General features: G+C 63.3%; 26 protein-coding genes. 14 read left to right on the forward strand and 12 right to left on the reverse strand.

Annotation, left to right across the window (positions count from 1 at the left end):
* The first annotated feature begins 61 nt into the window (after positions 1-61).
* Both HBNXHr_RS10900 and HBNXHr_RS10905 read left to right on the forward strand, forming a co-directional pair.
* A complete protein-coding gene (locus HBNXHr_RS10900; RefSeq protein WP_275882144.1) occupies positions 62-2,794 on the forward strand; it encodes a methyl-accepting chemotaxis protein in 2,733 nt (910 codons plus the stop codon).
* 156 nt (positions 2,795-2,950) lie between these two features.
* Positions 2,951-3,343, forward strand: coding sequence for a hypothetical protein (locus tag HBNXHr_RS10905; RefSeq protein WP_275882145.1), 393 nt, complete (start codon positions 2,951-2,953; stop codon positions 3,341-3,343).
* 35 nt (positions 3,344-3,378) lie between these two features.
* On the opposite strand, the gene HBNXHr_RS10910 is transcribed toward HBNXHr_RS10905, so the two are convergent.
* The 6 genes from HBNXHr_RS10910 to crtI all read right to left on the reverse strand — a co-directional run bounded on the left by HBNXHr_RS10910 (position 3,379) and on the right by crtI (position 7,934).
* Positions 3,379-3,645, reverse strand: coding sequence for a hypothetical protein (locus tag HBNXHr_RS10910; protein WP_275882146.1), 267 nt, complete (start codon positions 3,643-3,645; stop codon positions 3,379-3,381).
* 83 nt (positions 3,646-3,728) lie between these two features.
* A complete protein-coding gene (locus HBNXHr_RS10915; RefSeq protein ID WP_275882147.1) occupies positions 3,729-4,223 on the reverse strand; it encodes a type II toxin-antitoxin system VapC family toxin in 495 nt (164 codons plus the stop codon).
* Between the two features lie 2 nt (positions 4,224-4,225).
* Positions 4,226-4,531 carry a hypothetical protein gene (locus HBNXHr_RS10920; RefSeq protein WP_275882148.1) on the reverse strand — a complete coding sequence of 102 codons (306 nt, stop codon included), beginning with the start codon at positions 4,529-4,531 and terminating at the stop codon, positions 4,226-4,228.
* Between the two features lie 88 nt (positions 4,532-4,619).
* Positions 4,620-5,480: a bisanhydrobacterioruberin hydratase gene (cruF, locus tag HBNXHr_RS10925; RefSeq protein ID WP_345893725.1), complete on the reverse strand. Its 861-nt coding sequence runs from the start codon at positions 5,478-5,480 to the stop codon at positions 4,620-4,622.
* Positions 5,481-5,496: 16 nt separating this feature from the next.
* Positions 5,497-6,378 (reverse strand): prenyltransferase, encoded by an 882-nt coding sequence (locus HBNXHr_RS10930; RefSeq protein WP_275882150.1) that lies wholly within the window; start codon positions 6,376-6,378, stop codon positions 5,497-5,499.
* Positions 6,375-7,934 carry a phytoene desaturase family protein gene (gene crtI, locus HBNXHr_RS10935; RefSeq protein ID WP_275882151.1) on the reverse strand — a complete coding sequence of 520 codons (1,560 nt, stop codon included), beginning with the start codon at positions 7,932-7,934 and terminating at the stop codon, positions 6,375-6,377. Before crtI ends, HBNXHr_RS10930 begins: the two co-directional genes overlap by 4 nt.
* A 95-nt stretch (positions 7,935-8,029) precedes the next feature.
* Between crtI and HBNXHr_RS10940 the strand changes: the two genes are divergently transcribed.
* The 6 genes from HBNXHr_RS10940 to HBNXHr_RS10965 all read left to right on the forward strand — a co-directional run bounded on the left by HBNXHr_RS10940 (position 8,030) and on the right by HBNXHr_RS10965 (position 13,734).
* Positions 8,030-8,899: a ZIP family metal transporter gene (locus HBNXHr_RS10940; protein ID WP_275737240.1), complete on the forward strand. Its 870-nt coding sequence runs from the start codon at positions 8,030-8,032 to the stop codon at positions 8,897-8,899.
* 122 nt (positions 8,900-9,021) lie between these two features.
* Positions 9,022-11,463, forward strand: coding sequence for a DUF5059 domain-containing protein (locus HBNXHr_RS10945; RefSeq protein ID WP_275882152.1), 2,442 nt, complete (start codon positions 9,022-9,024; stop codon positions 11,461-11,463).
* Positions 11,464-11,554: 91 nt separating this feature from the next.
* Positions 11,555-12,004: a hypothetical protein gene (locus HBNXHr_RS10950; RefSeq protein ID WP_275882153.1), complete on the forward strand. Its 450-nt coding sequence runs from the start codon at positions 11,555-11,557 to the stop codon at positions 12,002-12,004.
* A 1-nt stretch (position 12,005) separates the two neighbouring features.
* Positions 12,006-12,224, forward strand: coding sequence for a helix-turn-helix transcriptional regulator (locus tag HBNXHr_RS10955; RefSeq protein ID WP_275882154.1), 219 nt, complete (start codon positions 12,006-12,008; stop codon positions 12,222-12,224).
* A 2-nt stretch (positions 12,225-12,226) separates the two neighbouring features.
* Positions 12,227-13,081, forward strand: coding sequence for an ABC transporter ATP-binding protein (locus HBNXHr_RS10960; protein WP_275882155.1), 855 nt, complete (start codon positions 12,227-12,229; stop codon positions 13,079-13,081).
* The gene (locus HBNXHr_RS10965) at positions 13,078-13,734 is read left to right on the forward strand and encodes a hypothetical protein (protein WP_275882156.1); all 657 of its coding nucleotides are present in this window, start codon (positions 13,078-13,080) and stop codon (positions 13,732-13,734) included. The genes HBNXHr_RS10960 and HBNXHr_RS10965 overlap by 4 nt, the downstream gene beginning before the upstream one ends.
* Positions 13,735-13,791: 57 nt before the next feature.
* On the opposite strand, the gene HBNXHr_RS10970 is transcribed toward HBNXHr_RS10965, so the two are convergent.
* Positions 13,792-14,682 carry a hypothetical protein gene (locus HBNXHr_RS10970; protein ID WP_275882157.1) on the reverse strand — a complete coding sequence of 297 codons (891 nt, stop codon included), beginning with the start codon at positions 14,680-14,682 and terminating at the stop codon, positions 13,792-13,794.
* A 181-nt stretch (positions 14,683-14,863) separates the two neighbouring features.
* On the opposite strand from HBNXHr_RS10970, the gene HBNXHr_RS10975 reads away from it, so the two are divergent.
* Both HBNXHr_RS10975 and HBNXHr_RS10980 read left to right on the forward strand, forming a co-directional pair.
* Complete coding sequence (locus HBNXHr_RS10975; protein ID WP_049941332.1) at positions 14,864-15,178, forward strand: ribbon-helix-helix domain-containing protein; 315 nt, start codon at positions 14,864-14,866, stop codon at positions 15,176-15,178.
* On the forward strand, positions 15,175-15,663 hold the full coding sequence (locus tag HBNXHr_RS10980) for a hypothetical protein (RefSeq protein WP_275882158.1): 489 nt from the start codon (positions 15,175-15,177) through the stop codon (positions 15,661-15,663). The genes HBNXHr_RS10975 and HBNXHr_RS10980 overlap by 4 nt, the downstream gene beginning before the upstream one ends.
* Before the next feature lie 513 nt (positions 15,664-16,176).
* On the opposite strand, the gene HBNXHr_RS10985 is transcribed toward HBNXHr_RS10980, so the two are convergent.
* The 5 genes from HBNXHr_RS10985 to HBNXHr_RS11005 all read right to left on the reverse strand — a co-directional run bounded on the left by HBNXHr_RS10985 (position 16,177) and on the right by HBNXHr_RS11005 (position 20,279).
* The gene (locus HBNXHr_RS10985; RefSeq protein ID WP_015790098.1) at positions 16,177-16,500 is read right to left on the reverse strand and encodes a transcription factor S; all 324 of its coding nucleotides are present in this window, start codon (positions 16,498-16,500) and stop codon (positions 16,177-16,179) included.
* A gap of 45 nt (positions 16,501-16,545) precedes the next feature.
* Positions 16,546-17,310 carry a hypothetical protein gene (locus HBNXHr_RS10990; protein ID WP_275882159.1) on the reverse strand — a complete coding sequence of 255 codons (765 nt, stop codon included), beginning with the start codon at positions 17,308-17,310 and terminating at the stop codon, positions 16,546-16,548.
* Positions 17,307-18,227: a hypothetical protein gene (locus HBNXHr_RS10995; protein ID WP_275882160.1), complete on the reverse strand. Its 921-nt coding sequence runs from the start codon at positions 18,225-18,227 to the stop codon at positions 17,307-17,309. The genes HBNXHr_RS10990 and HBNXHr_RS10995 overlap by 4 nt, the downstream gene beginning before the upstream one ends.
* A 75-nt stretch (positions 18,228-18,302) precedes the next feature.
* On the reverse strand, positions 18,303-19,139 hold the full coding sequence (locus HBNXHr_RS11000) for an HTR-like protein (RefSeq protein ID WP_275737252.1): 837 nt from the start codon (positions 19,137-19,139) through the stop codon (positions 18,303-18,305).
* Positions 19,140-19,208: 69 nt separating this feature from the next.
* Positions 19,209-20,279 (reverse strand): hypothetical protein, encoded by a 1,071-nt coding sequence (locus tag HBNXHr_RS11005; protein ID WP_275882161.1) that lies wholly within the window; start codon positions 20,277-20,279, stop codon positions 19,209-19,211.
* Positions 20,280-20,418: 139 nt separating this feature from the next.
* Between HBNXHr_RS11005 and HBNXHr_RS11010 the strand changes: the two genes are divergently transcribed.
* The 4 genes from HBNXHr_RS11010 to uvrB all read left to right on the forward strand — a co-directional run bounded on the left by HBNXHr_RS11010 (position 20,419) and on the right by uvrB (position 25,239).
* Positions 20,419-21,048, forward strand: a complete 630-nt coding sequence (locus tag HBNXHr_RS11010) for a ferritin family protein (RefSeq protein ID WP_275882162.1) — start codon at positions 20,419-20,421, stop codon at positions 21,046-21,048.
* Positions 21,049-21,158: 110 nt separating this feature from the next.
* On the forward strand, positions 21,159-22,196 hold the full coding sequence (locus tag HBNXHr_RS11015; protein ID WP_275882163.1) for a saccharopine dehydrogenase NADP-binding domain-containing protein: 1,038 nt from the start codon (positions 21,159-21,161) through the stop codon (positions 22,194-22,196).
* Between the two features lie 76 nt (positions 22,197-22,272).
* Positions 22,273-23,040, forward strand: coding sequence for a molybdopterin-binding protein (locus HBNXHr_RS11020; protein ID WP_275882164.1), 768 nt, complete (start codon positions 22,273-22,275; stop codon positions 23,038-23,040).
* 141 nt (positions 23,041-23,181) lie between these two features.
* Positions 23,182-25,239 carry an excinuclease ABC subunit UvrB gene (gene uvrB, locus HBNXHr_RS11025; protein ID WP_275882165.1) on the forward strand — a complete coding sequence of 686 codons (2,058 nt, stop codon included), beginning with the start codon at positions 23,182-23,184 and terminating at the stop codon, positions 25,237-25,239.
* The last annotated feature ends 46 nt before the right edge of the window (positions 25,240-25,285 follow it).

A 25,285-nucleotide genomic window follows, 5' to 3' on the forward strand; every position in this document is an offset into this window, starting at 1 on the left:
TGATACTGACGGGGCAACACTTAGGCGAACCCTCGGGAAACGAGGAAAGCAGTGACGAATAATGAGTAAGTCGTCAGGGATTAGTAATCAGGTCGAGGGGCTACTACCGGACCAGATCAGAAAGCGGTACGTACGCAAGTTTCTACTCGTTGTCGTGGTCGTGACGGCACTCGTGTTGGTCGTTGGACTGTTCGCACAGTCCTCGGTCGGGGCACAGCTGACGGACATGCGGACCCAGCAACTCGAGACATCGGCCACCCAGAACGCCGATTCGATGCACCAGTGGGACGAGAGACAGGGCGACACCGCGGAGATGATCGCCAACCATTACATGACCTCGCAGTTCAACGCCGATGGGATCGAGGACACCATCACCAGCGAGGTGATGTCACGCGACCTACTCACGGCGATCCATTACGTCGATATCGAAAACGCGGAGATAATCAGATCGACGGTCAACGGCCTCCAGGGCGAATCCCTCTCCGTCCGAAACCTGTCGTGGGAACGGGGTGGGATCTCCCCAGCGAACGCGGACGCGAGTGGGGGCGCTCGAACGTTTTATACCGTCGACGGGGAGACGAGACTCGCCTACATCAGTCGAACGCCGGAGGCTACCACCGGCATGATCCTGGTCTATGACGTTCACAGTCGTGCGAGCGCTCTCACCGCGTCGATCAAGAACGGCTCCACGACCGTCATCCACGAGGATGGGACGATTCTGTTCGACGAGGATCACAACGTGACGCTGACGTCATATGGCGGGGGCAACGAAACGGCGGCGATGATTCAGGCAGCCGAAAACGGGAGTGTTGGCGTGACAGAGCGCGCTGACGAACTGGTCGGATACGCGCCGGTCAACGGGACCGACTGGATCGTCCTCGAACACGCGCCGAAGTCGACGGCGTTTGCCCTCCGGGATTCCATCACCAACCAGTTGATCATCGTGATCGGCTCGACGCTGGCCGGGTTGCTGGCGTTGACGCTGTTCGTCCGCCAGGACATCATCCCGTCGATCAGATCCGTTAGCGAGGGTGCAAACGAGATTGCCGCCGGCAACCTCGATGTCGAGATCGCAGATGACGGCCGAATCGACGAAATCGGGCAAGTGCGGGATGCGTTCCGGGAGACGCGGTCGTATCTCGGCACCGTCGCGGAGCAGTCCGAGGCGCTGGCCCGCCAGGACTTCGAGGATCCGGCACTCGACGAGGATGTCCCGGGCGACCTCGGCGAATCTCTCGACACGATGCGAGCCGACCTCCAGGAATCCATCGAAGAGATCGAAGCCGCCAGAAAGCAGGCACAGGTGTCCGAACAGGAGGCCAACGAACTGGCCGAGTCACTCCAGGCCAAGGCCAACGAGTTCAGCGATATCATGGCCGAGGCGGCCGACGGTGATCTGACCCAGCGCCTCGACGAGACGGCCGACAACGAGGCGATGGCCGACATCGCGGTCGCGGCAAACGAGATGCTCGACGAACTAGAGGACGCGCTTTCCCAGGTTCGGACCTTCGCCGCGGAGGTCGACGACTCCGCAGGGGAGATCGCATCCAGCGCCCGCGAAGTCAAGCGGGTGAGCGAGGACGTGAGTTCCTCGGTCCAAGAGATCGCCAGTGGTTCCGACCGGCAAAACGAGAACGTCCAGCGCGCCTCCGACGAGTTGACGGATCTCTCGGCCGCGATCGAAGAGGTGGCCTCTTCGGCCGACGAAGTCGCCGAAAAGTCCCAGCAGGCTGCCGAACTCGGTGAAACCGGCCGCGAGTACGGTTCGGACGCGATCGCGGAGATGAACGCGGTCGAGAGCCAGGCCGAAGCCACGATCGAGGAGGTCGAGAGTCTCGAATCGGCGATGACCGAAATCGAGGAGATCGTCGAACTCATCGACGAGATCGCCGATCAGACGAACATGCTCGCGTTGAACGCCTCGATCGAGGCCGCCCGCGCGGGCGAAGCCGGTGAAGGGTTCGCGGTCGTCGCCGACGAGATCAAGAGCCTCGCCGCCGAGACCAGCGACGCGACCCAGGACATCGAACAGCGCATCGAAGAGGTCCAGTCGGCGACCGACCACGTCGCCGAGGACATGCACGATATGGGCGAGAGCGTCACCGACGGCATCGGGACGGTCGAGGACGCCGTCCAGCTCTTAGAGGAACTCGTCGAGCAGGTCGAGGAAGCCAACACCGGCATCCAGTCGATCAACGACGCGACCGACGATCAGGCCGCCTCGACCGAGGAGGTCGTCGCCATGATGGACGAGGTCGGTTCGATCAGCGAGGAAACCGCGAGCCAGGCCGAGAACGTCTCGGCGGCCGCCGAGGAGCAGACGGCCTCGATCACGGAAGTCACTGGCCGGATCCAGTCGCTGACCGAGCAATCCACCGAGCTCCGGGACGCCATCGATCGCTTCGAACTCGACGCCGACGAGTCAGGCAATGACGGAGGCGACGACGTTGGTTTCGAGTTCGGCACTGTCGAGGACGGAGATACAGACACAGCAGTCCAAGCGGACAACTGGACGGAAGTCGGCGATGAGGAGCACAACGCCGACCTCGGCCTCGATGAGCCCGGGGAGAGCGGCGAACCCGAAGCCGACGACGAAAATCGGGACAGTGAGGAGGGCGAGACGAAAGACGCCGAGAACGAGGCCGACGATGAAGAGCAGGAACGCGATGAAATCGACGACGAAGACGAAAGTGACGCTCTCGACGCCGACGACGATTCCGGGCCGGAAGCCGACGAAGGAGAGTCCGTAAGCGACGTCGAAGCGACGCCCGACGGCGGCGAGACGGACCGCTGACGCTTCGATTCACCGTTCGGACCGCGGCCGAGTGATCGCCGCCGGGGCAATTTTCCGAAGCCAAGATCCGAGAGGGAGTTCGCATGTGCGCGGCAAAGGGAGATCGCCGACTGATCCGGGCCGTACCTTCAAATCAGGGGGCGACCAACATCGCCTATGCCCGACGATCCCTCGTTTGCGATCGCGGCGCGGCCCAGCCGGGAGTACGACCGCGCGGGCAGACTATCCTACGAGGGCGGGACGACGTTTCGTATCGAGCCAGTCGGCGGCTCGATGCCGGAGTTACAGGCGGTGGTCGACCGGGTTCTCGATACCGGGCCGTATCGCCACGGCGATTTTCTGGAGCTCCCGATGGTCGTGTATCTGGTCCGCGACGAGGAAACGGGGGACGTCTTCCGGGTGTCAATCCGGAACGGAGCGGTCCGGCTACACGTCCTGCCGGAGACGGAAGCCGAGGGGCTCCGTCGGTTTTACGAGCAGTTGAGCGAGCATAGCGACTGCGAATGGAACGTCGAAGATCGGGTCGAGAACGGAAGCAACTCGTCGTAGACGGCGTTGGGGGCTATGAGAGCGTTCCGTCGGCCTTAGACGCCGTCGACGGTCGCCCGATAGGTGCTGATTTCCGTGCGTGCGTCCTCGATAGTCGCGGCCGTCTCGTCATCGACATCCTGCTGAATCTCGTCGAGCGCGGTCTGGATGCGTGCCATGCGGCCGTGATCCGGGCCGCGCTCGGCGTCGGCCAGCTGGTCGAGTTGGCCCGCAAGGTCCGCGAGTCGGTCCGCGTTGTCCCCGGCACTGTCAACCGCTGATTCGAGTTTGTCGCTCGCCGTGGCGAGTTCAGTTCGAGTCATACATCCAGATGACAGGGGAGCTTGCAAAGGCGTGACGCCTGGGGCAAGGACGGGCCGGTATCTCGGACAAAAGCGAGTCTTGGTCACTGACTGAGATACGGTACCGTCGTGATGTCGAAGGCTTCGTAATGCTGGTCGTACGTGAGGAGGTACTCGATGTCCAGGTCGGCCATGTGTGATGCGACGACGAAGTCCGTACACGACGCATCAAGATCGGTCCACTCTCGAAAGCGACCTGTCCCTGCTTCGAATACGTCGCCGGGAACCGGTTCGAGTTGATAGAGAGTGCTCTCTTCGATAGTCTCCAGAAACGTCACTGCGTGCCGAATCGACGCCTGCTTCTTCAATCGGGTGGCGGCTTCGTCCACGATGTGGTCGTTGAGTATCAGCCGCCGATACGGCAGGTCGCCGTCGCGGATGAACGTCATGAACGCACGGGAAACGGCGTGCATCTCGTCACGCGGGTTGAACAAGGCATAGAGGAACTTCGGACCGAGAACGGCCTGATGATGCACTGCCGAGGGCCTGAAATGCTCCGGCGTAACCGTCCCGACCGGCGTCTCAACTGGCTCCGCCATGGTCACCGAGACGCCGGATCGTCAGCCAGCGAGATCGATGCGTCACGTCCGTGCCACTCCTCGACGAGATCGTCTTCCTCGCGAGCGTCCGCCTCCGTCGTCGATAGTGAGTGGGCTTCGATCTCGTCGAGAACGGTGAACGCAGGATCGGTCGGATCGACATCCTGGCGTCGTTCGATCCATTCGAGCAATGCCCGATGTCCTGCCTCTTTGAGCGATAGATCGCGCTTCTCAGCGAATTTCTGAAACTGCTCGTACTCGTCTTTGTTCAGCTCTGTTTGGACGTGCCTGGTATCGTTGCTGCTCATTACTGTCTATCTCTGCCAAGAAGTACAATCTCATGAAATATAAAATCTATCCATGAGTAGAAACATGAGATTTCCCGTTCGTCCGAATTCACTGTCGTAAGTCGACCAGCGGCACCGTCTCGCGGACGTCAAAGTCGAAGCGATCGGTGGCGAGCAAGCCGACGCCGAACAGTCCGGCAACGCCGACCGCCAGCCAGTTGCCGTACCAGGCGTTGATCGCGCCCCAGAGGATCACGAAACTCACCAGATCATCGAGCATGAACCCAGTCCGGTCGAGTCGGTCGAGCAGGCCGGCGCGCTCAAAGCCCAGGTCAAAGGCGAGGACGGCGACGCTCGCGCTCAGGATCCAGCCGAGATAGTTCGACAGCGGCACGCCGTAGAAGTGAATGGCGGTTGCACTCGCCCAGGCACCGTCACCCGTGAGTGGCGGGGCGTACTCCCAGAAGCCCAGGCCCACGGCCCCCGGATCGAGCACGAGATCCATCGCGAGGACGGTCGCGACGACTGCCGGGAGGCGGATTCGGGTCAGCGCGGCACGGTCGCCAAGCAGGAGCAAACAGAGCAGGTAGGCGTTCAGGACCAGCGGGAAGAAGAAGATCGGCAGTGCCGCCGGCACTGTATCCAGCAACATCGGCCCGAGATCGATGACGTACTCGAAGTCGCCGTAGGGCAGTCCCGTGAGAACGCCGAGAAACTCGATCCCGTACGTATACAGCGTCAGCCCGACGATCGCAAGGCCGGCCCGGCGGTCGATCAGCGGCGCGACGCCGGCGATCAGCGGGAGGCGCATCACGGCCGTCCCGAACAGGACGAGGTAGGGATTGAACTCCAGGATACCCGGGAACCATCCCTCCGCGCTGGCGACGAGCATGACGGCTCCGATCGCGGGGAAGAGGACCGCGATGGCAAAGCGGTTCTGGGCGACGTAGCTGTCGAGTCGGGCCTCCATGCGTCGGCGATCGAACTCAGCCACCGTACATCAGCCTCCAGAGATACCCCATCGTCAGGGCCATGCCGACGACAGTGTTGATCGCCGGGAACCACCAGTAGGCACGGTCGACCGCGACCCCCGAGACGGCGATTCCGACCTGCAACAGGGGGTAAACGGCGAGTGTCGCGCCGAGCAGCGGGTGAATCAGAGCGAACGCCCCGGCAGCCAGCGCCCAGACGATCCCGCAGTAGGCATAGGTCCGACGTTGCCCGAGGACAGTCGCCGTCGTGGCGATCCCGGCACGGCGGTCGGGTTCGATGTCGGGGATGGCCGAGAACGTGTGCATCGCCATGGTCCAGAGCCACCCCCCGACGATCGCCGGCGTGGGTGGTAACTCGCCCGCGACGGCCGTGAACGCCAACACGCCCGGCAGGACGTACAGGCCGTTCGACAGCGAATCGAGGCCGGGCGTCGTCTTGAAGCGGAAGGGTGGGGCGCTGTACTCGACAGCGAGGACGAGAAACGCCGCGAGCGTGACTTTCCCCGCAGGCCCAACGACGAGCGCGAAGGGAACTGCGAGCAGTCCGGAGCCGATCACGACGGCAAGGACCCACCGCTCGCCCGAAAAGCGGACTTCGGGTCCCTCGTCCTTTTTGGGGTTCTCGGTGTCGATGTCGGCGTCGAAGACGTCGTTGACGCCATAGAGGAAGACGTTCGCGGGCACGAGGAAGTACGCGAACAGCGCGACCGACAGCGGGGTGATGAGGTCGCCCCTCGAGCCGGCGGCGTAGACGACACCGATCACGACCGGGCCGGCCAGATACAGCCAAAAGCGAGGTCGTGAGAGAACCAGCAGGTACCGCAGCCGATCGAGCAGGCTCGACCGCCCCGCGCGTCCGGACGCTGTCGCCATCATCGACTGTTTTCGAGGACGGCCTGGGCTGCGTGTTCGCCGCTGATCAGACACATCGGCACGCCGACCCCGGGCGTCGAGTAGCCCCCGGTGAAGTACAGATCCTCGACCGCCGAGGACTCGATGGGCGGCCGGAGCATCGCCGTCTGGCGGAGGGTGTGGGCCAGCCCCATCGCGGTGCCCTTCGTCGCGTTGTACCGGTCGGCGAACTCCGAAATGGAGAACTGTTCCTCGACGACGATCCGGTCTTCGAGTTCGACGCCGGTGTTCTCGGCGATGTCGGCGATGATTTTGTCGCGGTAGCGATCCCGCGTCTCCTGTGGGTCGTCGAGTTCGGTGGCGATCGGGACCAGCGCAAAGAGGTTGGTGTGGCCCTCGGGAGCCACGTCGTCGTCGGTTTTCGAGGGGACACACAGGTAGTAAGAGGGGTCCTCGGGCCAGGCCGGGTCCTCGAAGATGTCGTCGAAGTACTCGCCCCAGTCGGTCGGGAACACGAGTGAATGGTGTTCGAGTTCGGGAACCTCGCCCTCGACGCCGAGATATAGCAGGAACGCCGAAGGGGCGTAGGTTCGGTCGTCCCAGTAGCCGGCGTCATATTGGCGTTCGTGGGCCGGCATGAGATCCTGCTCGGCGTGAGCGTAGTCGGCGTTGGCGACGACCACGTCGGGCCGGCGCTGGTCGCCGTCGGCCGTCTCCAGGAGGAACCCGTCCTTGCGGCGGGTGATCTCCGTGACCTCGGTGTCGGTCTCGATGGTCACGCCCAGTTCCTCGGCAAGGTCGACGATCGCGTCGACGACGGCTCCGATGCCGCCCGGTCCACCGTCGACGGGCTGGGGATAGTAGACGCCGAGGTTGAAGTCGGCGTGACTCATCATGTTGTAGATCGCCGGTGTGTTCGAAGGCGAGCCGCCGAGGAAGACCAGCGTGTACTGGACGATCTGCTGGAGTTTTTCGTTCTCGAAATAGTCCTCGACGTGGCCTTGCATCGACTGAAACAGTTTCAGTCCGAGTGTGCCAGTCTTCATGAGCGACGGGTCGATCCAGTCTTTCCAGGACGGACGGTACTCGTAGACGAAGTTCTCCATGGACATCTCGTAGTGGCGCTGACTCGTCCTGAGATACGCATCGAAGGCCTCGCCGGCCCCTTCTTCGTAGGATTCGAACAGTTCGCGGTTCTCGTTGCGGTTCGCGCTGATATCGACCACGTCGCTCCCTGCCTGCAGGGCCTGTTCGCCCGACCGTTCCGAGGCGCTTCCCGCCTCGTTGTCTTTGAAGAAGATCCGATAGTGGGGATCCAGTCGTTCGAGTTCGTAGTAATCCTCGGGTTCGTGACCGAAATGTTCGAAGAAGCGTTCGAACACCTCCGGCATGAGATACCACGACGGCCCCATGTCGAAGACGAACCCGTCACGTTCCAGTCGGGAGGCACGGCCCCCGACGGCCTCGTTTTTCTCGACGATCGTCACGTCGACACCGGCGTCGGCGAGGTGACAGGCCGCCGAAAGCCCGCCAAAGCCCCCGCCGACGATAGTGACCTCGGCGTCCGTTGCAGTGGTCATCGCGCTCAACCAACGGGTGGCTCCCGCTTAAATGTCGGCAACGGGGTCGACCCTCACCGACACGTTCATATCGATCGGCACGGAACGCCCAGGTAATGAATATTAAACCAAGAAAAATTCTTAATAATATTCGCCAGGAGACTCTGCTGGGGGGTGTCTCGACACTTTCGCTGGTCGGACTGACGATTCTGGCGGTATTAACAGCACAGCCCGAGGATAATCTGGAGAAGCTGGTCGTCATCGCCTGGGTTGCGTTCGGAGCGATGGCCGGCGGCGCGGCCGTCGGTGCGATGTCGAAGCGGAGCCATCCGCGGGGACTCGTCTGGGGATACGGGCTGGCCAGTGGGGCGATGATCGCGAGTGCCGCGGCGTTTCTGATCCCGCAGGCTATCGGCCAGCATGGAAAAGTCGGCGGATTCGGCATCGCCGCCGGGATCCTCGTCGGGTACAACGCCCACACGATCGGGCATCGGCTCTCCCATCTCGACCTGCCGATGGACACGACAGCCACGGAACTGGCCGCTCACGCGCTCTCGGCGGGATTGATCATCGGCATCATCTACGGCCAGATGCCCGAGCTCGGGATCCTGCTCGGGCTGGCGATCGTCTCCCACAAGGGGCCAGCGGGCTATGCGGCCGCGCGCCGACAGACGCTTGAGGGCGAATCGGCGCTCCCGCTGTTGTTGCCCTCGGCCGGCGTCGGCCTGACGGCGCTGCCGGTGGCCATGCTCTCGCTCCCGAGTTCGGCGACGATCAACGCGGCCATCTTCGGGTTCGCCTCGGGCGTGTTCCTCCACGTCGCGATGGACTTCCTGCCGTCCTGTGAAGTGGGCGGCGAGATCGACCAGGCTGCGGGCATCACCGAAACCTCACACGAACTGCTGGATCGCCTGCGCGTCCAGTCGCTGTTCTCGACGAGTCTGGGCGGCGTGGCGGTCGTGATCGCCTGGCTGCTGGTCCCCTGAAGAGACGCCTGAGAAGTTATGCATCAACCGATAGCCCCACCAGTTCCGGGTCCGTCCCACATGGTTTTTGGCTAGCCTAAAGAACGATACGCTTTTGACTCTTTAGGCGAGCCTAAATGACGATGCCAACGAGACGCAATATCCTTTCGAGCGGCGTAGCGATACTGGGCGGTCTCGGCCTCGCCGGCTGTTCAGCCCCCAACGATTCGACCGCTGGGGCCGATAGCGAAGGAACGGGGACGGGCGCGAGTCAGTCGATCGCCGTCGCCGCGGAGTGGACGGCGATGCGCGCACGAGTCCGGGACGCGCTGGTACTCGGCCGGGCCGGGGCGACCGGTCCCGGTGGGACTGTCGCCCAGGACATCTTCGCGCGCTTCGAGAACGCCGGTGGCGAATACGGTGCCCACGAGCAACTGGAGCACACCGACGAGGCGGCCTACGAGGAGTTCGAGACCGCGCTCGGGGCGCTCTACACGGACGGGCTCGGAAACGGTGATCTCGACCGGGCAGGCGAGGCCGCGGAGACCGCCACGGCACGACTCGCCGACGCCCAGCAAACGCTGGTCGGCGAGAACGCTGCCGCAGTGTTCGATCTGGACACGCTGGCGGCGACGATCCGGGACGTCATGTACCTCGCGGAGATCGACCGCCTGGATGCGGCGGCGACCGTCGCGAACAACGCCCGGACACGCTTCGAGGACAGCGATCTCGCTGACGCTCTCGAAGACGCCGACAGCGACGCATTCGATTCCCTGACGGGCGGGCTCGACGGACTGGCGTCGGCTGCCGAGGCTGGTGACAGCTCTCGGACGATGACGAACGCCGACCTGGCCTTCCAGGCGGCGATCCAGAGCAGTTACGCGCTGGCGGACAACGAGGCCGTGGCGGGTGCCGGTCACATCGCCATCCTCCAGGCGATGGGCTGGGACGCCGCCGCGCTGGCCGCCATGGGCGGTCCCTCGACCGGCGTCGCCCACGCCGCGACCTTGACGACCTACCGCGCCCGGATCGCGGACGCCGGCCGCCTCGCCGACGCCGGGGAGACCGAGCAGGCAGCAACCATGGTCCAGAACGTCTTCGCGCACTTCGAGGGCGCCCGCGCCCACGACGCGCTGGAATCCGCCGACGCCGAGACCTACGAGGCCTTCGAGTCGAGCCTGGAAGCGCTCCAGACTGCGATCGACGAGGAGTCGGGGGTCGAGGAGGCCGTCGCGACGGTCGACGAGCACCTCGTCACCGGGATCGAGGCGCTGGCTGGGGAGGACGCGCCGCTCCTGGCGGCCGCATTCTTCCGAGCCCGCGTGGTCGACGCCCGCGAGCGCTACCGGCGCGGCGAGGCGGACGCTGCGGCCGCCATCGCCCAGCGGTTGTTCGAGCGCTTCGAGGAGGACGAACTCGGGTTCCACGAGACCGTCGAGGAGACGAGCGAGGATCTCTATCACGCCTTCGAGGAGGAGCACCTCGCGGGCCTGATCGACGCCTTCGAGGCCAGCGACGACGACGCCGTGGCGACCCACGTCGAGGGCGTTCACTCGACGCTCCTTGAGTTCGCGACGACCGCGGCCGAGACGCCCGCGGTGAGTGCGGCCGAGGCCGCCTACGTCGCCGCCCGCGGGTTCAACGCCGGGACCCTGAGCGCGCGCGGCGAGAGCGACCGTGCCGCGGCGGTCGCTCAGTCGACCTTCGAACACTTCGAGGGCGACCCCGGTGGCTATCACGAGGCCGTAGAGCACGCCGACGAGGAGATCTACGAAACCTTCGAGCAAGCCCTGGGTTCGATCCGTCAGGCGGCCGACGCCGGCGACTCCGTCGCGACACCGGTCGAGACGTTCACGACGGCAGCCCTCGACTCGGCCTACGCGATCGTCGAGAGCGCCGGTGGCCCCCAGCGCGATATCGCACACGGCATCGTCGAGGACACCTTCGCGCACTTCGAGGCGGCTCGGGTGCACGAACTCGTCGAGGAGGCCGATCGCAACGCCTACGAGACCTTCGAGGGCCACCTGGAGGCCTACGTCGACGCGCTGGACAGCGGGGGTGACGTGCCCGCGGCGGCCGCCGGCTTCGCGAACGCCGCCCAGTACGCCCAGTTCGCCATCGTCGACGCGAGCGAGAAGGTCCCCCTGGATCTCGACCTCGCCGGATCGACAGTCGACGTCGAAAGCGAGGCCGGCGAGAACGAGAGCGAGTCCCCCTTCGAGGGCGGGCCCAACGTCGTCGAGGGCGTCCCGGACGACGCCGACCACGTTGTCGACATGACGGCCGCCGCCTTCGATCCCAAAGAGCTGACCGTCTCGGCCGGCGACACCGTCGCCTGGGAGTTCGCCAGCGGCGAACCGCACACGGTGACTGCCTACGACGACGGCATCCCCGCGGATGCCGAGTACTGGGCCTCCGGTGACTTCGACAGCGAGGCAGCCGCCCGTAAGGGGTGGGAAAACGGCGAAGGTGCGATCCAGTCCGGGCAGTCCTACGTCCACACTTTCGAGACGACCGGCGAACACGAGTACGTCTGTATTCCCCACGAAGCCGTGGGGATGGTCGGGACCGTGATCGTCGAGTAGCGAACCCGACCGGTAGCCGTTGTCCATTTTTTGGCCGCTGACGCGTAGCCGCAGGAATTAAGTAGCAGTGTTAAACAAATCTAACGCAATGATGTTAGATCGAGTTAACACCAGTGGGAAGCAACGGACGGTCTATCACGGCGGACGCATCGTGTACAAGTTGCTCACCGTTGCGACGTTGTTCGTTGGTATCTCGATCGAATCCTGGCCGCTGATCGCGTTCGGGACGGTGTTGTTCCTGGGTGTCTTCCGGGTTAATCAATGGGTGGCGAGCCAAACCGGGATCCAGCGAAACGACGAACGGACGCGCCAGTTGGTCAGGAAAGCGGCGATACGTGCCCTCTTCGGACTACTCGGCGTTTCGTTTCTCCTGTACCTGGGAGGTGAGGCGCTGGCAGCGTGGGACACCGTACCTGAGACACTAGCAACGCTCTCGAAACAGGGCGAGATCGTCGCCGTCTGGACCGCCGCGGCGACCATCGCGTCCTCGCTAGTCCACAAAGTTGGCGACCAACTTCGCCGTCGTCGACTGGAGGGCTAGGATGGATTTCGAGACGACCATTAAGGACCGCCGCGAGCAAGCAGGTCTGACCCAGGCCGAACTCGCCGATCGCGTTGGCGTCACCCGCCAGACTATCCTCTACGTCGAGAAAGGTGAGTACAACCCCTCGCTGGAACTGGCCTGGCGGATCGCCCGCGAGTTCGATACGCACGTCGAGGAGGTGTTCGACCTCCCCGAAACCACCCACGAACCCGAGTAGCCATGCACGCGAACACTGCCACAACGACGGAGAACCGCGATGCACAGGGCGAGGACGGCGAAACCGTCCTCGAAGCGACCACTCTCGAAAAGACAATCGACGGGACCCGGATTCTCGACGGCGTGGAGTTGTCCGTCCGCGGCGGCGAGACCTACGGCGTCGTCGGACCGAACGGTGCGGGCAAGACCACGACCTTCCGGTGTCTGCTTGGCCTCCTGCCCACCGACGGCGGATCTGTGTCGCTGTTCGGCGCGAATCCCCGCGCCGACGATGCCGTGCTGAACCGTGTCGGCGTCGTCTTCGAGTACGAAACCCTCCAGCCGCGATGGTCTGTTCGCGACGCGATGGCCCACGCCTGTCACGTCTACGGCATCCCGACCGATCGGATCGAGACCTGCCTGGCCGAGGTCGGACTCGAATCCGACGCCCACGATCGCGAATTTCGGGATCTCTCGAAGGGGATGCAACGCAAGGCGTCGGTTGCGACGGCGCTGGTCCACGAACCCGATCTGCTCGTGCTCGATGAACCCATGTCCGGCCTCGATCCCGGCACCCAGGCCCGGATGCGGGAGTTGATCGACGGCCTGCGGGAGGCGGGCCGGACGGTCGTGTTCAGCTCTCACGACCTCCAGCACGTCCAGGCGCTCTGTGATCGCGTCGCCGTGATCGCCGATGGGCGGACGGTCGTCGAAACGCCGCTTTTGAAACCAGTGCGGGTGATCGAGGAGCCACGGCCCGAGATCGAGGCCGAACCGGCAGGCGAGGTGTACGTCGTCCGGGACGACGACCCGCCCGCCGAGGCCAGGACGATCGACCTCGAAGAGCTGTATTTCTCCGCGCTGGGGGTGGAGACATGAGATTCCGCCAGCTCTGCCTGCTGGAAGCGCGCAACGTCAACTACCGGAGCCTCCTCCTGTCGGGGGTTGTGGTGGGGTTCCTCTTCGTGGGGACGCCCCTGCTGGAACTGCTGACCCGATCGGCGCTCCCACTCGAACTCCAGCGCTTTTACCTGTTCTTTCTGGGCTTCGAGGTGACCTACCTGCTCGTGTTGACACTGGGGCTGACGGCGACGATCCGGGAGAAACAGGCCGACGTGTTCGATCGCGTGTTCACGATGCCCGGGCCGACCTGGCAGGTCCTCGGGGCGAAGGTCACGGCCATCGCGGCGATCAGCTTCCTGTTGGGGTACGGAACGATCGTCGCGCTGGGAATCGACGCCGGGTTCGCGGCGTGGCTCCTCGCCGGGTACGCGCCGGTCATCGGCATCCTCGCTGTCGGCCTCGCGGCCGGTGCAGTCGCCGCAGTGCTGTACTTCGAGACGCCGCGGCTGGTCTTTTTCGGCGGCATCGTCGCCTTCATCGGGCTAAACGCCCTCCCGGAGCGACTACTCGAATGGGGGCTATCGCTGGAGATGGCCGTCGCCGGGACGATTGGGCTGGCAGTTATGCTGGCGCTGTGCGGCCTCGTTGTACTGCGTCGGGTCCCACCTGAACGTGTGGTACTGGCGTGACATTCGTCTTGAGGGCAGGAATTTTTCCTCAGGTAGAGAGAAGAACAGTGACAGAGATCATTCCTTGCTTTCGTGTTTATCAGCCATATCTTCCTTGAATTCTTCAATCGTGTTTGCGAGAAGATTGGTATCCACCGGCATATCAAATATGAACTCTCCCAATTGTTCTGCGCGCTCTCTGTCTGACCAAGTTGAGTTTCGGTGGTCTGATCTATGGGAATGATGTAAATCAAGTAATTGAAGAAAAGCATATTTTTGAAACTGGTTTTGGGACCGTTTTATCAGATCGAAGGCCCTTGTAATGTGCTCAGTATATTCTCCGATGGAACCTGAATACGGTAGTTTCACTTTGAGTTTGTCCGCATGTATTTCGCCTGTTTCAACTCCTTTGACATGTGGAGAAGTAAGAAAACCAATTGGATCAATATCTTGTTCATTTGAATATGTTCCAGCCGCCATTATTGATAGTCTTTTTAAACTTAGTCCGGGTGGGCAAACATCCTCAAGTTCACCAGTATCAATCTGAAGTGTGACTATCGTGATCCAGTGATTTGTCAATATTGCTTTGAACCGTTCAGAAAACGACGATGAGTTCCGACTGTCTTCCAAGCTTGAAAAGATATCATCCACTTCAATTTGTTGAACGTCACTTGATTGATTTTCTGGAGTGTACTTCGGTCGAACAGTTATTGATTCAACCGATAATTCTACTTGGTTATTTTTATAGTTTCTAAAAGTTATTGACTCGCCACGAAAATCAGAATGAAGCTCATTTTCTATACGATAGCCAGTCCGTCTATCCATGATTATGTCAAAAGTCGCTCTAGCCCCGGAGACGATTAGTTTTCCAATCATTTTCCCTGCTATTGAATTGCCGTAGTTGATAATGAATACTTCATCAATATGGATTTTGAGAAGGGCAATGAAATTTCTTGTGTATGAGGGCACAGATAACAACTTTCCGATCCAAAAACATTAATATATTATTATATATTTATTTCCTGACTGAGTTCCTCCGTGAGTTTTGTTTGGACATGGATTATTAGCCGAGTAATGTACTGCTCTTCTGATATCACTTCCAAGGAGCCACAGAAAACGCTTTAAATCTGTACATACAATGTACCCACACATGGGGACTAAACGGGTCAACTTTCGGTTGCCGGACGAACTGGTCGAGAAAGCCGACGTGGCCGCCGAGGTTAGCCACGCTGACCGGACGGAGATCGTCAAGGAAGCCCTCCGGGAGTATCTGGCCGAGGTCGAGGACGACGAGCGGTTCCGCGAGGCGGTCGTCGAACTCTATCTGGACGACGAAATCGGATTCGACGTGCTGAAGGCGTTCGTCGGCCGGCAGGACGCCGAGTCCGTCCGGGCCTCGAAGTCGCTGCTCGACGATGGTGAGGAACTGGCAGCCGATCTCGCCGCCCTCGACGACGAGGCATGATCGTCGCGGACACGAGCGCGCTGGTCTCACTCGCGTCGATCAACCGATTGGATCTCCTCCTCGCGGAGTTCGATGTCCGCACTACGGAGACGGTAGTTTCGGAACTGAAAGAGATGGCCGACTACGCGGATAGCCACGGCAGGGCCGCCCAAGCGGTGCTCGACCGGCAGGAAACCCTTGCCGTCCACGAAGTCGACGAACCGATCGAGTCGGGACGGATCGATGTTGGCGAAGGGAGCGCGGTTGTCCTCGCCCGGGAACGCAACGCCGACTTCCTCATCACCGACGACCTGCGTGCGCTCCCGGAACTCCAGGCCGTAACAGAGACACGAATCGCCGTCTCGCCGATCGTGTTGCGGGCGTTGGTCGATCGTGGCGTGCTGGATGGCGAGGACGCACTGGCGGCTGTGGAACAATTGGCTGACGAGCGGGACTGGCTCGGCGCACCGATCTATCGGCGGGCGAGAGAGTTGTTTGAGGGATAGTTCTAATGAGAATTTGAAAAGAGCGACACCACTCTGAAAGCCCTCGTCAGTTCCGGTCCCGCGACTCTCAAGGGTCGCTACGCTCCCCGTTCGAGCGATCCGAGACGCTCACTCCGTTCGCGTCTCGCGCTCGTTGTCGCCGGAAATCGGAGATTTCCGAGATGACCGTTGGACGTAGTCCAACGAACCTGCAAGCGGGCCTGCGGCCCGCGAGCAGATGACGAAAGAGTCGTCCGAGAGAGCGCGACGCGCTCTTTCGGACGACTTCGCTCTTTCGGACCACGCGCTTCGGACGATCCGCGTCCTGTAGTGTCTGCTCACGGGCGCGAAGCGCCGTATGCTCGCGGGCTGATGGCCCGTGCGCGGCGCTGTGCGCCGCGAGTTCGAGGCGGTGCAACCGCCTCGCAGCCGCCACGCGTGGCTCGCCCTTTCGGTCCACCAGGATTCAGCATATTCACCAGCAGAAAGTAGCACTTTGATTGATGCTTATCTGAACACCGCCGAGTGCGTATTTTAACTATACCCCCGCCAGCGGTGCCCACACTCCTTGCATTTGAAGAACCGAGTCGGCGGTTCGTCCGCGGACCCGGTCTGCTTGATCGTATACCAGGCAACCCCGTGGCCACACTCGTCACACACGACGTCGTCGGCGGTGGGCTTGCCCTCGAAGTTGGCGTCCTCCTCGGTCTCGATCAGGTCGTCGTCGGTCTGATCCTGCGTCGAGACGAAATCGTCGGCCAGGTCCTGATCCTTGGCTTCCCGATAGCCACAGCTCTGACAGACCATCTCCTCGCCGTCTGCATGCATCATCGAACCGCACTCCTCACAGAACTGCATACGTGTCAAAAGGGGATTCTGAGTCAAAAGCCTGCCCGTCTGCGATCAGCGCTCGTCGTCCATCTCGGCGAGTTCCTCCCGTTCGACGACGACCGGACAGTCGGCGACCCGGACCGTCTCGTAGTCGACGAACTCAACGATGTTGGTCCCCTCGTGTGCACACGCAACATCGGGGGGCTCCGAGAAGTACTCGCAGTTCTCACAGTAGCTGTGTTTGTCCACCTCGGCGAAGCGGCGCTCGCCGCGGGTTTCCGTCTCGGGTTCGGCGGCCGACCGCGAGAGGTTCTCCCAGAGGTCGCCGTCGATCTCGGCGCTCGTGGCGCGATCACGCGCCGTCTCCCCGAGCCCCTCGAAGGGATCACCCTGACGCGGCTGGCTTTCCAGTCGATCGAACGGATCCTCGGCAGCCGACTCGCCGGGGGTCGCCTCGGCGGACGCGTCCGTAGTCGACTCAGGGGCCGATCCGTGGCTGTCCTCGCCAGTCTGTTCAAATCCCAGGGCGTCGAACGACGAGGAGTCTGGCGTCTGCTCGGGGGCGGTCTCGTCGATCTCCGCGAACGGATCACGGCCCGGGGGGCGATCCGGCCCATCGAGGCGCTCGAACGGATCGGCCCCGGCACTGTCAGGCGCATCCGCGGCCGGTTCCGCCGCTTGCCCGTCCGAATCATCCGCCTCGACATCGTCCGGATCCGACGCTGGAAATCCGAAATCATCTCGCGCTGATTCGGCAGAATGGTCCTCTCGTGAGTCAGAATCGTCCTCTCGGGTGTCGGGGTCGTCGTCTCGTGGGTCAGAATCGTCGTCGCTCACGGTGAATCACCCCGTCGATCAGGGGCCTCGACGTCGCCGTCGGCGTCGTCCTCGACAGTCCCCTCGATCGGCGTGGCAGTGACGAGCCGGGGCTTGCCGAAGAACCCGCTCGACGGTTCGACGGTCGTGACCGCGGCCTCGCAATGGGGACAGGCAGCCCGGGTCAGCAACGCGATCTCGACGCCGTCGCCGCAGTTCTCACAGACAGCCCGACTCACGTCGTGGCGACCGGCAGCGGCTTTGATCCGGTCGACGGTTTCAGTTTCGTCTCGCGCCTGGGCCTCACGGAGGTCGCTGATCGCCCAGGCGACGGTCTGGAGTTTCTCCTCGACGTCGTCGAGGCGGTCGTCCTGGGCTGTCAGCGACTCGTCGGTGGCCGCGACGTCGTCGGCCAGTTCCTCGAGCGCCGACTGGGAGGCACGCGAGTCGATGTCGGCGGATAGGGCCGCAAAGTCGGCTTCGAGCGAATTCAGGCGCTCCTCGATCACGTCGAGGCGGTCGAACGCGTCGTGATCGTGGTCCGCGGGAGCCTTGGCGTCGGCTTCCCGCTTGACCTGAACGACGCGCGAGCGAACGTCGTCAAGCTTCTCCTGGAAGCGGTCATCGACCTCCTCGATGCGGTCAGTGAGCGCCTCGGTTGCGTCCTCGATCTCCCCACTGCCGTCCCGTGGCTCGCGCTCGTCGAGGACGTCCCGGACGATCGACTCGATGTGCTCACGGTCGAGGAGAACAGAGAGATCCGCATCGACATCGCCGTCACTGTCGCGTTCGGCGGTCGTCCGATACGTCGTAAGAAGTCGAGCCACGAGTACGTCCGGCTCGACATCGAGTTCAGCGGCGTGTTGGGCAAGCCATTCGTCAAGCTCAGGCGGCAACTGAACGGCGGCGTCCGGCGAATCCGTGGACTCGCTCGCCATCACCGGAGATTCCGCGAGCGGATAGTTAAGGGTTTGCCACCGATTCCCGCGATCGATACTGGCGGATGCGGAGAGTTACCTGATCTTCCGGACGTCGCTGATATCGAAGCCGGCATCGTCGATCTCAGTTTCGAAGCGGACGATGTCCTCGTCTTCGAGCTGTGAGAGGACGCCCCGGAACTGCTTGATGACGAGCGTCCGGGCACGGGTACTCCCGCCGCTCTCCCACTCGAATCGCATCGTCCCGTTGACCGCGTCACCCAACTGGCCGAGGCGTTCGGGCGAGATCGTCTCGTGGTTGACGTGGGCGAGGATCAAGCCGTCCCAGGAGTGGGCCGCCTTCTGGAGGCCCTTGACCACGTAGTTGATGTCGGACCAGGTGATATTCTCGCCGGTCGTGCTGATGAGGTCAGTCAGCGAGTCGATCACGACGAGGTTGTCGGGGGCATGCGCGGACATGAGATCGCCGAACGCCGACAATAGCTCCTCGCGGTCGGTCCGCGATCGGAGATCGGTCACGCTGGCCGTCCGCTCGGCGTACCAGTCCCGCGGGAGCGGGCTCTCGTGGAAGAAATGCGTCGAGAGATCGTGAAACGTCACCGCCTGCAGTCCGGCCTCGACGATCTCGTCGTCGATCGTCTGGGAGACTTCCCACCGGAACTGTGACTCGCCGGCGCTAAAGGAGACGTAGTGGATCTCCTCGGGGAGCGTCGCGTCGGCCGCGAGATCACCGTAATAGAGGTCGTGAAGTTCCGGATCACCGGCTGCCAGGCCGTTGATGAGCGCGCTGGTGTACATGAACTCGCGTGCGCCGGCCCCTGATTCGCCCGAAAGTAAGACGACAGTCCCCCGCGGGGCCCCGCCGTTGACGATCGAGTCCATCCGCTGGATTCCCAGGGGGATGCGTTCCATACCGATGGGTCTCGGCGGGCGGGCTTGTGTGTTACGGCGGGCGTCGATGTCCATGAGGTCGAAGCCTGACTACTCACGATCCGTCTCGGTGTCAGCCGTGAGGTCATGGGTACGGTCGGTTTCACGCAGGATGAACGGGCCGATGGAGAGCGTTCGTTTGGTAACCGTCACGATGCGGAGGACGTAGGAGAGCAGGAGGGCGAACGGGAGCAGCGAGACCGCGACGGCCCCGCTCACGACGAGGACACCGGTTCGGACGCCCAGCAGCGTCCCCGACAACACTGTCGGATCGAGGTACAGCACACCGGAGACAGCGGTGAGAAGTGCCGGGATCGAGGCGTACAGCATCGCCCGCGAGAGATCGATGAGCTCCCACTGGAAGTACAGCGTCTTGAAGTGCTCGCGCGCCGGGCCGAACAGTTCGAGCGCCTCGATCAACTCCGCCAGGGCGTCGTCCGCGGCCTCGGTGAGAACGTCGTCGTACTCGGCCCGAATTCGCCGCCCAGCGTAGAGTTTCCAGGAGTAGTTGTAGTTGAGCGCCGAGAAGACGACGTCGAACTCGCCGAACTGTGACCCCTCGAGGTTGTGGGCCACCGTATCCGCGTTCTCCACGACGCTGTCGACGAACGGGTCGACCTGTTCGGTGAGCGTGGGATCGTCGATGGCCGCGACGGCGTCCCCGACGGCCTCGGCCCGGCGTCGCGTGAGTGTGACCAGCGACCGCAGGAATGCCGAGGGCTGGGCCGGACTCACCGGTTCCTCGATCACGTCCTCGACGTCGCGACGGAACGCCATCGCGCCCTCCATGCGCTCGCGCTGGTCGCCGATCGGCCCCTGTTCCTGTGAGAGGACGAGTTGGCTCAGCGTGAGCACGAGCGTGACGCCGGTGATGATCGCGGTGAGCAGCCCCTGAAACAGCGTCTCCAGTGGATCGCCCTGGGTGAACAGGGCCGGCGTGCCGGCGGGATGAAACTGACCGATGGCGACGAGCGCGAGAAAGATCGCGCCCACGATCCCGGCCGCGACGGCCGATCGATCCGCGTCCAGCAACAGCCAGAACTTGCGGCTGCTCTCGGGCACCCGCTCGCGCATCGTATCGCTCGGCCGGTCCTCGCCGGCGTCCCCGCTCGCGTCGCCCATGTGGGATCCCTCGACCGCCAGCCGGAAAGGCGTGCGGTTGCCCGGCTCTCACCTGGGAGAACAGGAAATGAAACGGCGACCACGATCCAGTTTTGCAGGCATCGGTGGCTTCTAACCCAGGGCGTACTAGCAACGGGACATGAACGCTGAGCAATTCATCGACGGAATCCGCGACGACAACGACACCGCCCTCTCGCGACTCGGGTCCTCGAAAGCCCTGTACGCCGACACAGCGGGAGAGATGGGCGAGGAAACCGTCCTCTCGGCCGCTGCCGACGCGGAACACCACGCCGCCGTCACGTACCAGCAGTGGGCCGACAACGAGGGCAACGACGAGGTCGCCGACGCCTTCGCCGAGACAGCCGCCGAAGAGCGCGACCACTACGAGCGCGTCGCCGGGAAACTCGACGACCACGAGCCAAGCGAGGGCGTCCCCGCAATCCAGGACTATCTCCGCGGTCTCGATGGAACCGTCGAGCGCCTTGGTGGATTTGTCGGCCGCACGATCGCCGCCGAGAAGTCAAAAGAGCAGTTCACCGGCTACTTCGTCGGCGAGGCCGACCCACAGACGGCACAGCTGTTCCGGGACGTGGGCAGCGACCTCGATCCGCAACTCGATCGGGCGGGGGAACTGCTGGAATCGGTCTGTGAAAGCGACGACGACTGGGAGCAGGCCGCCGAGGCAGCCACGGGTGCGATCCAGACGGCCTACGACGCCTACACCGAATCGCTGGAGTCGATGGGCGTCAATCCGAAGCCCGTCTGCTGACCAGGAGAGCGAGCCTTCCGGGGTTCGTCGATCCGAGCGTCGGTATCCCTCGAATCGCCAGCGATGATCGACAGGACCGGACTTTTGTCAGTGAAGACTGATATGGGACCATGACGGCACTCATCTACGGCGCGTATGGCTATACGGGCGAACTGATCGCCCGGGAAGCAGTCGACCGCGGGCTCGACGTCATTCTCGCGGGGCGCAACGGGACGAAGACCCGCGGGCTCGCGATCCAGCTCGGTGTCGACTCCCGCGTGTTCGCCGTCGGGGAGGCCCACAACTATCTCGATGGTGTCGACGTGGTACTCAACTGCGCGGGCCCGTTCGTCGAAACCGCCAAGCCGATGGTCGAAGCCTGTCTGGCAACCGGGACCCACTACCTCGACATCACGGGCGAGATCCCGGTCTTCGAGGCACTGGCTGAACGGGACCGGGACGCCGAGGACGCGGGCGTCTGTCTGCTCCCGGGCGTGGGCTTCGACGTCGTCCCGACGGACTGCCTGGCGGCCCACCTCCACGACAGACTCCCGGGGGCGACCCACCTCAGACTCGGGATCGATGCGCCGGGATCGGTTTCGGGTGGGACGCTGGCGACGGCGATCGGACAGGCCGGTGCGGGCGGGATGGTTCGGCGAAACGGGCGACTCCAATCGGAACCGCCGGGTTCGAAAACGCGAACGATCGATTTCGGATCGGGACCGAAACACGCCGTTGGCGCGCCGATGGGCGACGTCTCGACAGCCTACTACACGACCGGTATCGAAAACATCGAGGTGTATCTGAGCGCGCCCGAATACACCGAATATCTGCTCCGGGCGGGCCACTATCTCACGCCGCTGTTGGCTGTCCCCAGCATCAAGAGTGGGTTGCAAGCACTGGCTCGGGCGATCGTAAGTGGGCCGTCCGGTGATACGGGCGAAAGTGAACGGGTATCGCTCTGGGGCGAGGCAACCGACGGCGAGACGACCGTCACGTCACGAGTGCAGACGCCCGAAACGTACGCGCTGACGGTTGAGGCGGCGACGACGGCCGTCGAGCGGGTGGAAGCAGGATCCGACATCACTGGCTACCAGACGCCGGCGGCGGCGTTCGGCCCCGACTACGTCCTCGATCTCGACGGCGTCGAGGGGTTTCTCGACGAGTGAGTCCTTTGGCGGGTGAGTGCTGCCCAGTTCGGTGGACGGAAACACTAACCACCATCGAAGACCGAACGGGTCTACAATGGATGTCGCCGTACTCACCGTCGGCGAGGAGCTACTGGCCGGTGACACCGACAACACGAACGCCTCGTGGCTCGCCGCGGAATTGACTACCCGCGGCGTCTCTGTCCGGCGGATTCTCACCGTTCCTGACGATCGTGATGTCATTGCTGATCGTACCAGGGCATACAGTGATGCCTTCGATGCCGTGATCGTCACTGGCGGGATCGGTGGAACGCCTGACGACGTGACGATGGACGCGGTCGCAGCTGCCTTCGATCGAGGGCTTGTCGCCAGTGACCTCGCGATTGGCGAAGTCAAGCAACGACTGGCAGAAATCAGCGATTCAGTCCCCGAACTCGACATCGACGTCGAGGCGGAAGCCGCGATCCCGGCGGGGGCCGAACCGCTGTCCAACCCCGAAGGACTGGCCCCGGGCTGCCGGCTGGAGAACGTCTACGTGCTCCCGGGGATTCCAAGCGAAATGCAGGCGATGTTCGAGACGATCGCTACGGATTTCACGGGTACGTTGACCGAACGACTCCTCTACACTGTCGAACCCGAGGCGAACATCGTCGGTGCCCTGGCCGACGCACGCGACCGCTTCGACGTCCGGGTCGGCTGTTATCCGGATCGAGCGGCGCGGCACAACCGGCTGAAACTCACCGGAACTGACGAGACGGCACTCGACGATGCCGCGGCGTGGCTTCTGGAAGTGATCGACGCCAGCGAGACACCGGTCGAGCGCGACTGGGATCCAGACCACGAGCCGGCGGGCGGACCAGACTGACTGCGGGGTGGCCGGTTGCTGGTGCCCGTCCCGAATCGGCTCCCGTATTTGCAAACCGGTACCGACAGGGTGGCGAACTCACGACGTCAGGGCTGCGTCGAGCGAGGCCGTCAAGTGCCTCAAGCGATTAAGATAGGCACAATGAGCGACACCGGCGGCCCCCTCTCCCCGGACCGGCCCGACGCAGAGACCGACTTTCGCGTCGACGCGCCGTTCGATCCGGCAGGCGACCAGCCCAACGCCATCGCGCAACTGGCGGAGGGCTATCGCTCGGGCATGGACGAACAGACCCTCCTCGGTGTGACGGGGTCAGGCAAGACCAACACCGTCTCGTGGGTTCTCGAAGAGATCCAGCAGCCCACCCTCGTGATCGCCCACAACAAGACCCTCGCCGCACAGCTCTACGAGGAGTTCCGCGAGCTGTTCCCCGACAACGCCGTCGAGTACTTCGTTTCCTATTACGACTACTACCAGCCCGAGGCCTACGTCGAACAGACGGACAAGTACATCGAGAAGGACGCCTCGATCAACGACGAGATCGACCGCCTTCGCCACTCCGCGACCCGCTCGCTTCTCACGCGCGATGACGTGATCGTCGTCGCCAGTGTCTCGGCCATCTACGGCCTCGGTGATCCCGCCAACTACGTCGACATGTCCCTCCGGCTGGAGGTCGGCCAGGAGATCGACCGCGACGAGCTGTTGGGCCGACTCGTCGACCTGAACTACGAACGCAACGACGTCGACTTCACGCAGGGGACGTTCCGCGTGCGCGGCGACACCGTCGAGATCTACCCGATGTACGGCCGCTACGCCCTCCGGGTGGAGTTGTGGGGCGAGGAGATCGACCGCATCTCGAAGCTCGACCCCCTGGAAGGGGAGTTACAGAGCGAGGAACCCGCCGCGCTGATCCACCCTGCCGAGCACTACTCGATCCCGGAGCAGGAAATCGAGAATGCGATCGAAGAGATCGAGGAGCTGATGGAACAGCGCGTGGGCTACTTCGAACGGCAGGGCGATCTCGTCGCCGCCCAGCGCATCGAGGAGCGGACGACCTTCGATCTGGAGATGCTCGAAGAGACCGGCTACTGCTCTGGCATCGAGAACTACTCCGTCCACCTCTCGGACCGGGAGTCGGGCGAGGCCCCCTACACCCTACTGGATTACTTCCCCGACGATTTCCTGACGGTCGTCGACGAGTCACACCAGACGATCCCCCAGATCAAGGGCCAATACGAGGGCGACAAATCCCGGAAGGATTCGCTCGTGGAGAACGGGTTTCGACTGCCGACGGCCTACGACAACCGCCCGCTGACCTTCGAGGAGTTCGAGGAGAAAACGGACCAAACACTGTACGTGAGCGCGACGCCGAGCGACTACGAGCGCGAGCAGAGTGATCAGGTGGTCGAGCAGATCGTCCGCCCGACCTACCTCGTCGATCCCGAGATCGAGGTCAGCCCCGCCGAGTCGCAGGTCGACGACCTCATGGATCGCCTCGACGCCCTGCCCGACGACGAGCGGGCCCTGGTGACGACCCTGACCAAGCGCATGGCCGAGGATCTCACCGAATACCTCGAAGAGGCGGGCGTCGCCGTCGAGTACATGCACGACGAGACCGACACCCTGGAGCGCCACGAACTGGTTCGGGGCCTGCGCGCGGGTGAGTTCGACGTGCTCGTCGGGATCAACCTCCTCCGTGAGGGCCTTGACATCCCGGAAGTGAGTCTCGTCGCCATCCTCGACGCCGACCAGGAGGGATTCCTCCGCAGCGAGACGACGCTCGTCCAGACGATGGGCCGGGCCGCCCGGAACGTCAACGGCAAGGTGGTGCTGTACGCCGACGAGCCCAGCGACGCCATGGAATCGGCCATCGCGGAGACGAAGCGGCGGCGGCGGATTCAACGCGAATACAACGAGGAGCACGGCCACGAACCGACGACTATCGAGAAGGCCATCGGCGAGACGAACCTGCCGGGGAGCAAGACCGAGACGGGCGGGTCGGCGACGGCCGACCCCGCGGACGAGGAGGCCGCGGCCAGGCTGATCGAGGAGTTGGAGGAGCGCATGGGGGAAGCGGCGGACAACCTGGAGTTCGAACTCGCGGCGGACATCCGCGATCGCATCCGGGAGCTGCGCGAGGAGTACGATCTGGACGGCCCGGATGGACCCGGCGAGGACGGCGTCCCGGCTCCCGAACGCTGATCGGGGCCAAACCACACACTATTATTTAGCTGTCACGTCTCACGGG

The sequence above is a fragment of the Halorhabdus sp. BNX81 genome (genome assembly GCF_029229925.1).
GTDB lineage: Archaea > Halobacteriota > Halobacteria > Halobacteriales > Haloarculaceae > Halorhabdus.